The organism is Halomonas sp. Bachu 37 (assembly GCF_039691755.1).
GTDB lineage: Bacteria > Pseudomonadota > Gammaproteobacteria > Pseudomonadales > Halomonadaceae > Vreelandella > Vreelandella kashgarensis.
The window spans coordinates 1,392,442-1,407,074 of sequence record NZ_CP137552.1 but is presented as its reverse complement, the minus strand read 5'-3'; the positions used below and the strand labels follow the sequence as shown (position 1 = coordinate 1,407,074).

The following is a 14,633-nucleotide window of genomic DNA, read 5'->3' as shown; positions in this document are numbered from 1 at the left end:
TGGGTTCAGTTCAGCTTACGCTTTCTAGATGCACCAGCAAATGGCCACTGTTTATGCACCCAAACCGTGACACTGGCAGGGCGGAGCACACTGTGGGCGTTAATGATAAATATTGTCATTTATTATTTTACTGGTACCCTTGTATACCCGTAGCATGAATACCAATCGTTCTTATTCGATCCTGTTTCTACCCTATTTCAATGGAAACGTCTGGCCCATGAGTTATTGGAGAAATGACGTGAAGCCCAAGTTATTGGCGCGTTCCGGCTGGTTGTTGCTAGTCGGCGTGATGTGGTTTTCGCCGCTAACAGCCCAGGAGTCGCTGACCCGCGAGGCGTATGACGCCCAGCAAGCCCAGGCTGCACTGCAGGAACAGATTGACACCGCTGATCAGCAAACCCGCGATGCCCTCGAAGAACTGCGTAGCCTCGAACGCGAGACCCGGCATCTAGAGCAGCAAAACGCGCAAACGGCGGCTCGCCTGGCCGAACAGGCGCAAAAACAACAGCAGCGCGAGACGGCGCTGGCCACGCTCGACCAGACCCGCCAGGCGCTGCCCCGGTTCGAACAACAGATAGCGACACAATTGAAGCAGTGGATCGAGCAGGACTTGCCGTTCCTGCAAGAAGAGCGTCTGGCGCGGGCTGCAAGTCTGCAAACGGTAGGCGACGCGGCTTCCCTCTCGAGCGCCGAGCGCTTCGAGCTTCTGTTGGAGGCGTGGCGAGCCGAGCTCGAGTACGGGCGCGAGATGGATGCCTGGCGTGGCCGGCTGGAAGACGACGAGGGACAGGTACGCGAAGTGGACTACCTGCGAGTCGGTCGGGTGGGGCTTTACTACCTCTCTCCCAATGGCCGCCAAGGCGGCGTCTGGCGGTCGCAGGAGCAAACCTGGCAAGCGCTGAATGGCTCCGAACGCAATCAAGTGCGGGAAGGGTTGCGTCTGGCGCGTGACCAGCGTGCTCCCACCCTGTTGACGCTTCCGGTTTCACAGCCGCTGACTCAATCATCCTCGACGCAATCATCCTTGACTCAATCAGAGGCTGACTTATGACGCTGCGCCAACGACTAAACGCCATGGCGCTGAGCTGCCTGGTTGGCATTTCGGGTGCAGCGCTGTCGGTGGCGACGGCCTCTGCTCAGGATGAACCATTGACCTCATTGCGGGAAGCGCGAGAAGCGGCGGAAATGCGCGACCAGACCCGCCTGAGCGAGCTACTGGATGATCGTCAGGCTCTGGAAACGGCACTGGAGGACGCGCGTGAGGCCAACCAGCAGGCGCAGCAGGAGCAGGAAGCCCTGGCAGCACAACGCAATGAGCAGCAAGCGCTGCAGCAAGAGCTGGATGCCCGCCAGGCGGAGCAGGGTGAGGACTTCGATCGTATTCTCGACGCTTTGGCCCGCCACAGTACGGAGCTGCGCGAGAGCTTGAGCGGAAGCTGGATCAATCTTGGCGAGACCGAGCTGCCGCCCCGGCTAGACGGCGTCGACGTGCTGGAGGGGCGTCATATAGAGCAACTGTTCGACAGACTAATGGCCCTGACGGCAAAAACCGCCACCATTGAAAAGCAGCAAGCGCCGGTAGCCGATGCCGATGGGGTAATCGAAACCCGAGATGTTATTCGCCTGGGTGACTTTGCCGCGTTTACCCAACGCGATCTGCTGGAGCGGGACGAAGGTGACTCTACCCTGACCGTGGCGCCTCGCACCCCGCCGGAGGTCGCCGATATCTTGTCGGCGTTTTTCCAGGGCGAAACCCGCCAAGTGGCAATCGACCCGACCCAAGGGCAGGTGCTGGCCGCCTTGGCTCAGCAGCCAAGCTTGCTGGAGCGCTTCCATCAGGGCGGTGCCGTGGGGTATGTCGTGGTCGCGTTGGGGCTGTTCGGACTGCTGGTTGCCTTGTTGCAGTACATCTATCTACTGGGAGTAACGCTCAAGGTGCGGCGTCAACGGCGCCAGTTGGACAAGTTGCAGGAAGATAACCCGTTGGGGCGTGTCCTGTTGCGTTTTTATTCACTGGATAATCATCAGGCGCCGGAAGCCCTGGAGGCACGCCTCGATGAAGCGGTGCTGGCGGAACTTCCGCGCCTGGAGCGTGGCCAGCCGATCGTCAAATTGCTGGCCGCCGTGGCACCGCTGCTGGGCCTGCTGGGCACGGTGACGGGGATGATTGTGACATTTCAATCCATCACGGTATTCGGCACGGGAGATCCGCAACTGATGGCGGGCGGCATCAGTCAGGCGCTGGTAACCACGGTGCTGGGTCTGGTCACGGCCGTACCGCTATTGTTCGCCCAGACCGCGCTTGCGGGCAGAAGTCGCCAATTGAGCAATATCGTCGAAGGCCAGGCGAGTGCCACCCTGGCCGAGCACCTGGAATCGCGCTCGCCATACCAACCCCACACGGTGAACCGAGATGCTGATCGAGCAATGGCTTGAACCTCTACAGCGCCTGCTCGAGGCGGGCGGTTCGGTACTCGTGGTGCTGGCGGTGCTGGCGGTAGTGCTGTTCAGCATGGCTCTGGAGCGCTGGTGGTACTACCGCGTGACCTGGCGCATGGCCCGCCGTTCGCTGGTCAAGCGGTGGGCGGCGCGGGAAGACCACCGCAGCTGGAGTGCCCGCACCTTGCGCCAGGTATGGGCGGACGAGTTGATCATGCGCCTGCGCCGGCCCTTGCCCTGGTTGAAGTTGCTGGTCGCGCTGTGTCCGCTGTTCGGCCTGCTGGGCACGGTAACCGGGATGATCACGGTGTTCGACAGCCTTACCTTGAGTGAAACCCATCAGGCGCGCGCCATGGCCGACGGCGTGGCTCGTGCCACGCTGCCGACCTTGACCGGCATGGCGGTGGCAGTGGTTGGCTTGCTGTTCATCAGCCGGCTGGAACATGTCATTCGCCGCGAAGACCAGCGCCTGCATGATCGCTTGGCACGTGCCGTGGAGGATACGCATGCGTAGACGCCGTATCGGTGCCGATAACGCCGAGAATACCGAAATCAACCTGACACCGATGCTGGATGTGGTGTTCATCATGTTGATCTTCTTTATCGTCACCACCAGTTTCATCAAGGAGAGTGGTATCGAGATCGAGCGGCCGGAATCGAGTGCCGCCACACCGCGTCCGGACGCCCAGGTGATGGTCGCTATCACCCCCGAGGGGGCTGTTTGGGTGGATGGCCAGGCGGTGGATATGCATCGATTGGGAGATACTGTCGCCGATATGGTCAGCGATGAAGGGGCCGTGGTCATCCAGGCGGATCGGGATGCCACCACTGGTATCTTGATCGAGGTAATGGATCGGTTGCGCGAGGCGGGAGTGGACCAGGTGGCCGTGGCGGCCACCAGGAGCGCTTCATGACACGAGTGCCTTTTTCCTTGCTCGGTGGGGCGGGGCTGGCGCTGGTTCTGTTCTGGTTGCTGGCGTTGTTGGTCACGCCCCCGGAAGCCCCCCTTGAGGAGCCGGAGGTCCACTTGAGCATGACCATGGTGGAGGCACCCGAGGTAGTCGAGGAAGTGCAGGAAGAGGTCGTCGAGTCGGTACCCGACGTTGCGCCACCGCCACCCAGTCAGCCTCCCCCTGCGCCCGAGCCGCTACCCACCATGGAAAGCCCTATTGCCATGCCGGAACCCGAGCTTCCGCCGGAGGAGGTTTCGCTTGCCGAGTTGGACAGCAGCTTGCCCGAGCTGTCTGAAATTCAGCCCGAGCCTGAACCACGTCCGGAGCCGCAGCCTGAACCCGAACCACAGCCTGAATCCGAACCACAGCCCGAACCTGAGCCACGGCCGGTAGCGGAGCCACAGCCGGAACCTGAAGCAAGCGAACCCGCTGCCGCGCCGAGCGACACGGCACCGTCGAGCAGCGATTTCACCAACGAGAATGTCGCGGAAAATGCTCAGCCCGCAACTCAGGAGCCGGTCGATGTGGGCTCTCCCACCCCGACCAACCAGGTGCCACCGGAGTATCCATCTCGCGCCCAACGCCGTGGCCTGGAGGGGTATGTCGAGCTGCAGTTCCTGATCCGTCAGGATGGCAGTGTCGATTCTTCCTCGATCCAAGTGGTGAGCGCTCAGCCGCGTAATGTGTTCGATAAAGCGGCACGCACTGCTGTGTCACGCTGGCAGTTCGAAGCAGCCGGGCAGATGCGGCGTGCTCGCCAGCGAGTTGAATTTAAGCTGAGGTGAAAAAGATGGACGCAAGGCGGGGGATCATGGGTTGGCTACTGGCAGGATTGCTGGCGGCGTGGCTGCCACTCACAGGGTGGATAACGCCCGTGATGGCTGCATCTCCCGCACTGCCCGCGGATATCATCTCCGATCTTGGTTCGTTGCAAGAGCAGCTGGAGCAGGGTGACTACGAGCAAGTCAGCCGCCACGGCCAGGCTCAGGCTGAGCGCCTCGCTGGGGGAAACGCCGCCGACCGCTGGGCGCGAGCGCTGTATCTACAATTGGCGGCGGGGGCTCAAGCCAGGCTCGAGCGTCACGAGACTGCTGCCGATCTGCTTTACCAGGCTCGCCAAACCTCCGGGCTCGAACCGCAACAGCAAGATCGCTGGTTGCACCAGGAAGCCGGTTTACGACTCTCGGCGGGTCAGGTCGAGCTTGCCATCGAACGCCTGGGTCAATGGCTCGAGCGCCACCCGCAGGAAGTCGAGGAGTTGTGGCAGATGGCCAGGCTTCAGGCGCGACAGGAAAAATGGAATGAAGCCGCCGAATGGGTGTCTCGAGCGCTTGAGGCAGATCCATCGACGGATCGTCGGCAGCGCACGCTCGCCGTTACGGTGTATCAGCGGGCCGGCCAGATCGATCGTTCCCTATCGGTCCTGACCGAGTCGTTGGATGAGCAGGCGTCCGCTGACGAGTGGCGCCGCGCCGCCGCCATGGCGCAACGTCTGGAGCAGAATGCCCTGGCTGCAGCGTTATGGGAGGCAGGCTGGCGTCTCGGGGCGCTGGCGGAGCCGGAGGATCTGCTCACCCTGGTACAGCTTCATTTGCAGGCGGGTACTCCCGCGCGAGCGGCTGAATTTCTCGAACGAGCCCTGGCGCGCAATGAACTTGATGATACGCGGGACCATCGTCGCCTGCTCGCCCAGGCCTGGCAGGCCGCGAAGGATCGGGACCGTGCCCTGGATGCGTGGCAGCGCCTCGCCGATGATGGCGATGAAGCGGCTGATTGGCTGCAATTGGGACAATTGGCCTACTTGTGGGACCGCCCCGAGTTGGCCTTGTCGGCACTGGAGCGTGCCCGGGAGCTGGGGGCGGAGGTGAAGGATCAATGGTTAACGAGCCTGCATTCAGCTCCTGGCGAAGGGCGCTAAATATCGTCGGGGGCAGCTTCAACGGATATCGAGATCGAACCGGCTCCAGGTGGGTGCGTGGTCGGAAGGCCTGGGCATGGCGCGCAGTTCGTAATCGACACCGGCGTCCTGAATCGTCTCCCCGAGGCTGGAAGTCACCAGAATGTAGTCGATTCGCAGCCCACGTTTGGGTTCGCGGGCGAAGCCTTTCGAGCGGTAATCGAACCAGCTGAAGCAGTCGTCGTTGTGGGGATGGCAGAGACGGTAGCTGTCGCCCAATCCCCACTGCTTGATGCCGTTCAGCCACTCGCGCTCGATCGGCTGGAAACTGGTCTTGCCTTCGCTTAGCCAGCGCTTACGATTGGGTTCGCCAATACCAATGTCCTGGTCTTCAGGCGAGATATTGAAATCTCCCATGACGGCCAGGCGTTCTGCCGGAGAGTGTTTTTCGTGCAGCAGTTGCGACAGCTGTGCATAGAAGCGTTGCTTGTGCGGGAACTTGACGGGGTGGTGGATGCTTTCGCCCTGAGGGAAATAGCCGTTCCATACCGTCAAGGGCTGACCGTCGGTACAGGCCAGGCGAATTCCGATCATGCGCCGTTGAGCTTCCTCGCCGTCATCGGGAAAACCGTAGTAGACCTGTTCGGGAAGCGTCCGACACAGCAGGGCGACCCCGTAATGGCCTTTCTGACCATGGAAAAACACCTGGTAGCCCATGGCCTCGACGGCTTCGCGAGGAAACTCGCTATCCTGAACCTTGGTCTCCTGCAGGCCGATGACATCGGGCTGGTGGGTGTCGATAAGCGCCTGCAACTGGTGCAGACGCGCCCGAATCCCATTGATATTGAACGATACCAGCTTCATTACTCGCTATCCCCACGCTCGGAAGACGAAGTGTCGCGAGGGGAATGAATCGAGATCGATGGGCCGGATTGCTGACGTTCGAGCTTGCGTGCCGCCTGCAGCTTGCGTTGTTGCTGTTTCTTGGCAACGAAACGCCGAGAAGGCGCGACCTGGTCGGGATTATCGTGGCGCCATTTCTTGAAATCCTTGCGCCTTCCGGTGCGAATCGTCACCTTATCCGCCAGCGAGCGGGTCTTCTTTTTACGTGTCATGGCGGGCTCCTCTCGAGTAAGGCCCCATTCTAACAGGCCTGAGGGTAGCTTCGACAGCAGGACGCGCCCTTGGCGCAAAGGACTGGTACAATATGGCCTTCTCGATGCCTAACATCCACTGCAACGGATAGATACACAGCCTATGAGCGAGTCGGAACAGACCACAGCACCGGCCCAGAACCGTAAACCCAAGCGCCGCCGTCGCAAGCCGCGCCGCCGTCAGTCCAACTGGGATCTACGCCAGTTTCAGGTACCGGCCGTGGCCGGCAAGTGGCGCTTTCATGACTTCAATCTGCCGCTGCCGCTGATGCGTGCCATTCACGCCCAGGGCTTTGAATACTGCACGCCGATTCAAGCCGAAGCGTTACGCCAGACCCTGCTGGGTGGCGACGTGGTCGGTAAGGCGCAGACCGGCACCGGCAAGACGGCCGCGTTTCTTATCTCCATGTTGGCCTACTTTCTCGAGGAAGACGCGCCGGATGGACAGAAGCCGGGCGCACCCCGCGCCCTGATCATTGCTCCGACGCGAGAACTCGCCCTGCAGATCGAGAAAGACGCCAAGGCCCTCGCGCGTTTCACTCAGTTGAATGTAGCCAGTGTCGTCGGCGGCATGGACTACCAGAAGCAGCGCGAAAGCGTGACCAAGAAGGTCGATATTCTCGTGGCCACGCCGGGACGCCTGCTGGACTTCCACCAGAAGCGCGATATCGACCTATCGGAAGTCGAGGTACTGGTACTGGATGAGGCGGATCGTATGCTTTCCATGGGATTCATCCCCGATGTGAAGCGCATCATTCGCTACACGCCGACGAAGGAAGAGCGTCAGACCTTCCTGTTTTCCGCCACTTTTACCCCTGACATTCTGGAGCTGGCAAGCCAATGGACTCTGGACCCGGCGCACGTCGAAATCGAGGTCACCGTCGAAAACCAGGCCAATATCGAGCAGCGTGTCTACGTGGTGGCGGATGACGACAAGCAGCGCCTGCTGGTCAGGTTGCTTGAACAGGAGAACTTCGAGCGCGTCATGGTGTTCGGTAACCGCCGCGACCTGGTGCGCAAGCTCGACGACCTGCTGAAGAAAGCGGGTATTAACGCCGCCATGCTGTCCGGTGATGTGCCGCAGAACCAGCGTATCAAGACCCTGGAGAGCTTCCGCGAAGGCGAGATCCAGGTGCTGGTGGCCACCGATGTTGCCGGCCGAGGCATCCATATCGAGGATGTCAGCCACGTGATCAACTACACCTTGCCCGAAGATCCTGAGGACTATGTCCACCGTATCGGGCGTACCGGTCGTGCCGGTGCCAAGGGCGTCTCCATCAGTTTCGTGGGCGAAGAAGACGCCTTCTCGCTGCCGGAGATCGAGCGCTATATCAACGAAAAGCTGCCCTGCGAGCATCCTCCGGAAGGATTGCTTTAAGCCCCATGCTGGATAGCACCCTCAAGGAAGAGATCCAGACCGCCTACCGCAACGTGGTGGAAGGGCTGGATCTCACCCCCCGTTACAGCCAGCGACTGATGATCGCCGAAATCGCTCGCACCCTGGGCGACATTCAAAGCGATGATGACGGCAAGCGAGTCAATGATACCCATGTCTGCGTGCTGGAGGCCGGCACGGGTACCGGCAAGACACTGGCCTACCTGCTGGCGGCTTTGCCCATTGCCAAGGCTCGCGGCAAGCGCCTGGTCGTGTCGACCGCTACCGTAGCGCTTCAGGAGCAGGTGCTGAACCAGGATCTTCCCGCCCTAGCCAAGCATAGCGGCATCGCCTTTCGCTATGCCCTGGCCAAGGGGCGAGGACGTTACGTATGCGTGGCGCGTCTGGATCAGGCTCTGGAAGGGACCGAGGTCAATCCCACTCTGTCGCTATTCGAGCAGTCGCTACAGGAAAAGGGCGGCGATGTCGGCGAGCTCGCCACGCAACTGGGGGAAGCCTATGGCAGCGGTGAATGGGAAGGGGATCGCGATACCTGGCCGCAGACCATCGAGGATCATCAGTGGCGCCGTTTGACCGTGGACCATCGTCAGTGTACCGGCCGGCGGTGCGGCCATTTCGGCGCCTGTGCCTTCTTTCGCGCCCGGCGCGAGATGGAGAGCGCCGATGTGATCGTGGCCAACCACGACCTGGTGCTGGCGGACCTGGCGCTGGGCGGAGGGGCGATACTTCCCGATCCCGCCGACTGTATCTATATCTTCGATGAAGGCCATCATCTGCCGGACAAGGCGCTGTCCCACTTTGCCTACCGCTTTGCGGTAACGGCGGGCTTGCGCTGGTTGCAGATGCTCAAGGGAAGCCTCACCGACCTGAACCAGGCATTAGCGGTTCAGCCCACCGTGGCGCGCCTGCTGGCCACGCTGCCGGAACTGATCAATGGATTGGAGCCTTTGTTGGGGGATGTATTTCGGGTAGGGCATGAAATTGCCGAGCGCCCGAATGGGCTTCACGAAGGCGAGACCCGCTGGCAGCAGCGTTTCGAGAACGGGCGTATCCCCGAGGCATTGCGCGAGCAGGCGGGGCAATTACTGGTCATGTTCGCCGAGCTTTCGCGCAATCTGGAAACCATCAGCGATATCCTGCGCGAAAGTCTTGACCCCGACAAAGCCACAGGGCTGGACCGGGAGCAGGCGGAAAGCTGGTTGCCCCTGGTCGCCCTGGTTCATGGCCGTGCCCTCGATGCGCATGCGCTATGGCAAGCCTTCAGTGAAACGGACCCCGTTGACGCCCCGCCGCGGGCGCGCTGGCTGGATCTGACACGACCGGCCGGCGAGGCGGAACTGGTGTTCTCGGCAAGCCCCGTTTCCGCCGCCCACACGCTGGCCAAGAACTTGTGGGGGCGCTGCCATGGAGCGGTGGTCACCTCGGCCACCCTCACGGCACTGGGGCGTTTCGAGCGTATTCAGGAGCGGGCGGGCCTGGCCAATCGCTATCGCTACCAATCGCTGCCCAGCCCGTTCGATTATTCCAAGGCGCTGCTCAGCATTCCGGCGGAAGCGATGGACCCCAGCGACCGCGAGGGGCATGAGCGCGCCATCGTCAAGTTCGTTGCGTCCCTCGATAAGAATGAGGCGGTTCTGGTGCTGTTTTCCTCTCGCGCCCAGCTGCGTGCCGTGGAGAAGGCGTTGCCTGCGACAATCAGAGAGCGGGTACTGGCGCAGGATGCGCTACCCAAGCGTGAGTTGATCGAGCGCCATCGGGCAGCAGTGGACCGCAATGCCGGCAGCGTCATCTTCGGATTGGCGAGTTTTGCCGAGGGAATCGACTTGCCGGGCCGTTATCTGACTCATGTGGTGATAACCCGCTTGCCGTTCGCCGTGCCGGATGATCCGGTCGGCGCCACCCTGGCGGAGTGGATCGAAAGCCAGGGCGGCAACCCGTTCATGCGAATCAGTGTGCCCGACGCCTCGATCAAGCTGGTTCAGGCCTGTGGCCGCCTGATTCGAAAGGAGAGTGATAGCGGGCGCATCACCTTGCTGGATCGGCGTGTCCTGACACGCCGTTACGGCCAGGCACTGCTGGAAGCTTTGCCGCCGTTTCGACGCGAGATCGCCTGAGTTCTGGACGGGGAGCAAAAACAAAAATAGCGCCCCAAAGGGCGCTATTGACAGACCGTTGAGGTTAGTTCAGGCGGCGGTACGCTTGATCAGTACCGGAGCCAGTTTCTCGTTCATGCGCTTGAACGCAGTCACGGTGGTATCCCAATCGATGCAGGCATCGGTGATCGAGACGCCGTAGGTCAGTTGGCTGAGATCCTCGGTCATCTTCTGGTTGCCCCAGCCGATGTTGGATTCCACCATCAGGCCGATGATGGAATGATTGCCTTCCAGAATCTGGTTGGTGACGTTGTCAAGCACCAGTGGCTGAAGTGCCGCATCCTTGTTGGAGTTGGCATGGGAGCAGTCGATCATGATGTTGGGGGAGAGGCCGGCTTTCTTCAGTTCCTGCTCGGCCAGCGCGACACTGACACTATCGTAATTGGGCTTGCCGTTGCCGCCGCGCAGAACTACGTGGCCGTACGCGTTGCCGCGAGTGCGAATTATGGCAACCTGGCCCGCCTGGTTGATGCCGAGGAAATTGTGTGGGTGAGCAACGGATTGCAAGGCATTGATCGCCACGTCGAGGCTGCCGTCGGTGCCGTTCTTGAAGCCGACCGGGCAGGAAAGGCCTGACGCCATTTCTCGGTGTGTCTGGGATTCCGTGGTACGGGCACCGACCGCCGACCAGCTGATACAATCCTGCATGTACTGGGGGGAGATCGGATCGAGCGCTTCAGTCGCCAGCGGGAGGCCCAGTTCGGCCAGATCGACCAGCAGTTTGCGGGCGATGTGCAAGCCCTCCTCGATCTCGAACGAGTCGTTGAGGTGCGGGTCGTTGATCAGGCCTTTCCAACCCACCGTGGTGCGTGGTTTCTCGAAATAGACACGCATCACGATATATAGGCTCTCCTTGACCTCCTCGGCCAGTTGCTTCAAGCGACGGGCATAATCGAGCGCTGCCTCGACATCATGGATCGAGCAAGGGCCGACCACTACTAGCAAGCGCGGGTCCTTGCCTTCGAGAATATTCTGGATGGTGCGACGGCCTTCGATTACCGAGCGCTCGGCGGTGGCGGTAAGCGGAACGGCATCCTTGAGCGACTCGGGAGTGATCAGGACGTCCTGGGCGAGAACGTTGAGGTTGTTGACCTGCTGTTGTGACATCTTGCTACCTGTAAGCTTGCGCGAGTGGCGTGGAATGCCACCTACTATCGCTCGCGTTGGCGGTAAAAATCAATTGTTGCGGAACTATAGGATGAGAGGTGTGGTCAGCCGCTGGGTTTGTCGCTATCGACGAAAGGCTTGATGCTCTGTCGCCAACGCGTAACACTTGTCAGTAAAATTTCGCCGAAGCCATTCAATCATCATCAAGTCGGGCTTCGCATCATTATATTGTCGTCGATTTCTGGTCATCATTTTCGATTGCTCAAGGGACACTATGCTGCATGTCGTGAAAGCCCACCATCCGTGGCGAAAAGGAACAGTGTCTGGCGTGACGCAACGGGCCAAGGGGAGTGTTTGAATGGGCACACGGGAGACAGATCAGCAGCTAGTGGAACGAGCCCAGCAAGGTGATACACGCGCTTTCGATTTATTAGTGAAGAAATACCAGCACAAGATTCTTGGCCTGATAGGCCGTTATGTCCACGATCACGCCGAAGTACAGGATGTCGCTCAAGAGGCCTTTATCAAGGCGTACCGCGCATTGGGCAAATTTCGTGCAGAGAGTGCGTTTTATACCTGGATGTACCGTATTGCTATCAACACGGCCAAGAATCACCTGGTGTCGAAGGGGCGCAGGCCGCCGGGCAGCGATCTGGATATCGTCGATGCGGAAATACTCGATCACAGCGGACGCCTGGCCGATCCAGAATCGCCCGAAGCGGCAATCTCCCGCGACCAACTCGAGGTTGCGGTATTCGAGGCGATCGAGAACCTGCCTGAAGACTTGCGTACCGCCATAACGCTGCGTGAGTTCGACGGGCTGGCCTACGAGGATATTGCTCAGATCATGCAGTGCCCTGTGGGGACGGTGAGATCGCGCATCTTCCGTGCCCGTGAAGCGGTGGATGAGCATATTCGGCCATTGGTAACGACATCGCGCAATAGTCGCGAACCATAGCCGCGAATCGTGAGCGGGAAGGCAGCGAAGTTGAGCTGCGCCACATAAACCAACTGTTTTGTTATTGTCGCTGAACTGTCCGGCGATGATGACGTCATAAGAACCTGAGCCGGCCCGCTAGACGGGTTGTTGTTGACGGTACAGGGTGATGACCTTGTCAGTGAGGGTGTGAAATATGAGTCATAACGCACGAGAGTCGCTTTCCGCATTGATGGATAGTGAGAGCGATGAACTTGAATTGCGTCGGATTCTCAAGTCCCTGCCGGGGGACGCCGATGCGGCGGATACATGGCGAAGATATCACTTGGCTCGTAGTGTCATGCAGCGCGACCATGACGTCGACCTCACGACCGATCTTTCGGCGGGCATCATGGCGCGACTGCAGGATGAGCCGGCGCCGGGTGTGGAGCGCGACGACGCAGTACCGGCTCGTCATGGCATTTCCTTCGCCCGTGGCGCCGGAGTGGCGGCTGCCGTCTCGCTGATGGTGATCACCGGTGTCCAGTTCTACAGTGGTTTTTCCGGTGAGGGAGCGGGCAGCAGCGATATGGCGAGTTCGCCCGAACAGCGTCAGGTTCAGCCGGTAAATCTGGGCAGTTCTACCGCAAGCATGCCGAGCGTGGCCTCAAATGCCACCTCCGGTGCCCAGACAGCAAGCGTCTCCGCCGAGATGCCCGTCTTCGAACAGACACCTTTTCGCATGAACAACCGCGCCAGCCAGAGCCAGCTGATGAATGTCGGCAGTTCCATGGCGAACCCGACCACGCCGAACCAGGGCGCACTCCAGTTGGATGGCGAACAAGTTCGTCTGTTGCAATCCTATCTTGATCGCCATGCAGAAGGTGCTGCCTACGGTAGTGGCGAAGGTTGGTTGCCGCTTCTGCGTGCATCCAGTGGTAGCGAGCCCTTGGGTCAGCGCTGAGCGATCTGGACGATGAACGCCACACTGATCGTGGCGCTCAAGGTGAACAAAACGGTTGTAAAGAGTGCTCTAGGAAAGTGATGTCTCGAGGCGAGCCATGTCTTTAGGCCAATATGGGCAGTCCCGATTTCGTACCTTGGCGATGGCCTGCCTGGTCGGGTTAGCCGTGACGAATGTGGTTCATGCCGAGGAAGAGCGTGCGGCCTCAACCGACAGCCGGTTCGATTGCGCCCGCCTGGAAGAGTGGAATAATCCTGCCTCGGCACAGCGCTGGCTGGAACGAAGCCTTTGGGCAAGCCAGTGTTATATTTTCCAGGCGCGCGCCGTCACGGTAGGTGACGGTGGGGCGAGAACCCTCGCATTGTCACATCGCGTCAATGATGGGGTTCAGCAGCAAGTGGTGCAATTTCTGGACGGACCTCCGGTCAGTTTCGAGCGCCAGGCACGTGTCGGGCGTGTTCGCTGGGCCCAGGGCCTTGATGATGACGTCGCGGCTTCTCCCGGCGCAATTGCCGAGCACCTGGCCAACTATTACGAGTTTCGGTTGGGTGAGGAGGAGCGCGTTGCCGGGCGCCCGGCCTTGCGTCTGGAAATCCTGCCTCGCGATGATCAACGCTACCAGCATCACTGGTGGCTCGACCGCGCTAGCGGGCTGGTTCTGAAGCAGGTGGTGCTGGATGCTGGGAAGGGCATACTGGAAACATTTCTGCTTACCCAGCTCCAGGCGCCGGAACGGTATTCAGGGTATGTCGAATTCGATCAGACGCGCATGGCACCCAAGCGAGACTGGGAAGCGGCCTGGTTGCCGCCTGGATTCATCGCCCAACCCGTCTTGACCCACTCAAGTCGAGGTACCGCACGCCGACACCAGGTCTTCAGCGACGGGCTCGCCTCGGTCAGCATCTTCGTCGAGCCGGACACGGGTGTCGAGTCCCGGCTGCCTTCAGGGGTGCACCGATTGGGTGTCACCAGCGCCACCATCCTTTCATTCCGACATCAGCAGCGCGACTGGCAGGTCGTGGTGCTAGGGGAGGTTCCCCCCAGCGTGCTGGAACGCATCGCGCATTCGGTTGAATTCACTTCTGATCCCACCTTCGACGACGGTTCACAAGATGGCTGATACATCCGACACCAGCTTATGCCAATCGTCTTATGGCTGTGTAGTGCTGGAAACCGGTGTCGTATTGGCCTGCGATGAGCACCATGCTTTGGTGGAAGTGTCACCGCGACAAGGTTGCAGCCGATGTGCGCAAGGCCGTGGCTGTGGCCTGGGGTTGTTGGCCAGGCAGGAAAAAAGGCGTATCTCCGTCGCGCTGGGCTCGTCACCTTCACCGCAAATCGGCGATACCGTCAGCGTGGCGATTCCGGCGAGAATTGTTACTTGGTTAGCATTATTCACCTACGGCGTACCACTGCTACTGGCGCTGGTGTCGGCCGGTCTTGTGCAGGCGCTACAATTGCCTGCATGGGCTCCGCCGGTGGCGTTCTTCTTCGCCTTGGCCTGCGCAGCTTGCGGCCTGCGCTATTTTCTATCCAGAAAAATGGAACGCTTTCGGCCACGGTTGGTCTGTTAAACTTTCCGTAACAGACAGCCGAGCTGTAATTGGTTCTCCGGTGTCAGCAGGTGGCACTATCCTTTGGTTCGAGCACTCTG

The 14,633-nt window shown here is 60.3% G+C and carries 15 protein-coding genes; 12 read left to right on the top strand and 3 right to left on the bottom strand.

What is annotated here, in order from left to right:
- The first annotated feature begins 238 nt into the window (after nt 1-238).
- The 6 genes from R5M92_RS06465 to R5M92_RS06440 are packed head-to-tail and all read left to right on the top strand — an operon-like array spanning nt 239 to nt 5,310.
- A complete protein-coding gene (locus R5M92_RS06465) occupies nt 239-1,051 on the top strand; it encodes a DUF3450 domain-containing protein (RefSeq protein WP_346798745.1) in 813 nt (270 codons plus the stop codon).
- Nucleotides 1,048-2,436, top strand: a complete 1,389-nt coding sequence (locus R5M92_RS06460) for a MotA/TolQ/ExbB proton channel family protein (RefSeq protein ID WP_346798743.1) — start codon at nt 1,048-1,050, stop codon at nt 2,434-2,436. The genes R5M92_RS06465 and R5M92_RS06460 overlap by 4 nt, the downstream gene beginning before the upstream one ends.
- Complete coding sequence (locus tag R5M92_RS06455) at nt 2,414-2,953, top strand: MotA/TolQ/ExbB proton channel family protein (RefSeq protein WP_346798741.1); 540 nt, start codon at nt 2,414-2,416, stop codon at nt 2,951-2,953. The genes R5M92_RS06460 and R5M92_RS06455 overlap by 23 nt, the downstream gene beginning before the upstream one ends.
- The gene (locus R5M92_RS06450) at nt 2,946-3,353 is read left to right on the top strand and encodes a biopolymer transporter ExbD (RefSeq protein WP_346798739.1); all 408 of its coding nucleotides are present in this window, start codon (nt 2,946-2,948) and stop codon (nt 3,351-3,353) included. Before R5M92_RS06455 ends, R5M92_RS06450 begins: the two co-directional genes overlap by 8 nt.
- A complete protein-coding gene (locus R5M92_RS06445; protein WP_346798738.1) occupies nt 3,350-4,177 on the top strand; it encodes a TonB family protein in 828 nt (275 codons plus the stop codon). The genes R5M92_RS06450 and R5M92_RS06445 overlap by 4 nt, the downstream gene beginning before the upstream one ends.
- 26 nt (nt 4,178-4,203) lie before the next feature.
- Entirely contained in the window at nt 4,204-5,310 is a 1,107-nt protein-coding gene (locus tag R5M92_RS06440; protein ID WP_346798736.1) for a hypothetical protein, read from the top strand.
- An 18-nt stretch (nt 5,311-5,328) separates the two neighbouring features.
- On the opposite strand, the gene xthA is transcribed toward R5M92_RS06440, so the two are convergent.
- Together xthA and R5M92_RS06430 are read right to left on the bottom strand one after the other, a co-directional pair.
- Nucleotides 5,329-6,153, bottom strand: a complete 825-nt coding sequence (gene xthA / locus R5M92_RS06435; RefSeq protein WP_346798734.1) for an exodeoxyribonuclease III — start codon at nt 6,151-6,153, stop codon at nt 5,329-5,331.
- Nucleotides 6,153-6,404, bottom strand: a complete 252-nt coding sequence (locus tag R5M92_RS06430; RefSeq protein ID WP_346798732.1) for a hypothetical protein — start codon at nt 6,402-6,404, stop codon at nt 6,153-6,155. The genes xthA and R5M92_RS06430 overlap by 1 nt, the downstream gene beginning before the upstream one ends.
- Before the next feature lie 142 nt (nt 6,405-6,546).
- Here R5M92_RS06430 and rhlB point away from each other — a divergent pair, with 142 nt between their 5' ends.
- Together rhlB and dinG are read left to right on the top strand one after the other, a co-directional pair.
- Entirely contained in the window at nt 6,547-7,821 is a 1,275-nt protein-coding gene (gene rhlB, locus R5M92_RS06425; protein WP_346798730.1) for an ATP-dependent RNA helicase RhlB, read from the top strand.
- A gap of 5 nt (nt 7,822-7,826) precedes the next feature.
- Nucleotides 7,827-9,953: an ATP-dependent DNA helicase DinG gene (gene dinG, locus R5M92_RS06420; protein WP_346798728.1), complete on the top strand. Its 2,127-nt coding sequence runs from the start codon at nt 7,827-7,829 to the stop codon at nt 9,951-9,953.
- Nucleotides 9,954-10,022: 69 nt separating this feature from the next.
- On the opposite strand, the gene R5M92_RS06415 is transcribed toward dinG, so the two are convergent.
- A complete protein-coding gene (locus R5M92_RS06415; RefSeq protein ID WP_346798726.1) occupies nt 10,023-11,099 on the bottom strand; it encodes a 3-deoxy-7-phosphoheptulonate synthase in 1,077 nt (358 codons plus the stop codon).
- Between the two features lie 358 nt (nt 11,100-11,457).
- Between R5M92_RS06415 and rpoE the strand changes: the two genes are divergently transcribed.
- From rpoE to R5M92_RS06395, 4 genes are all read left to right on the top strand, one after another.
- A complete protein-coding gene (rpoE, locus tag R5M92_RS06410) occupies nt 11,458-12,057 on the top strand; it encodes an RNA polymerase sigma factor RpoE (protein ID WP_346798724.1) in 600 nt (199 codons plus the stop codon).
- 175 nt (nt 12,058-12,232) lie between these two features.
- Nucleotides 12,233-12,979 (top strand): sigma-E factor negative regulatory protein, encoded by a 747-nt coding sequence (locus tag R5M92_RS06405; RefSeq protein WP_346798723.1) that lies wholly within the window; start codon nt 12,233-12,235, stop codon nt 12,977-12,979.
- A gap of 97 nt (nt 12,980-13,076) precedes the next feature.
- On the top strand, nt 13,077-14,099 hold the full coding sequence (locus R5M92_RS06400; RefSeq protein ID WP_346798721.1) for a MucB/RseB C-terminal domain-containing protein: 1,023 nt from the start codon (nt 13,077-13,079) through the stop codon (nt 14,097-14,099).
- Complete coding sequence (locus R5M92_RS06395; protein ID WP_346798720.1) at nt 14,092-14,553, top strand: SoxR reducing system RseC family protein; 462 nt, start codon at nt 14,092-14,094, stop codon at nt 14,551-14,553. The genes R5M92_RS06400 and R5M92_RS06395 overlap by 8 nt, the downstream gene beginning before the upstream one ends.
- Nucleotides 14,554-14,633 lie beyond the last annotated feature (80 nt).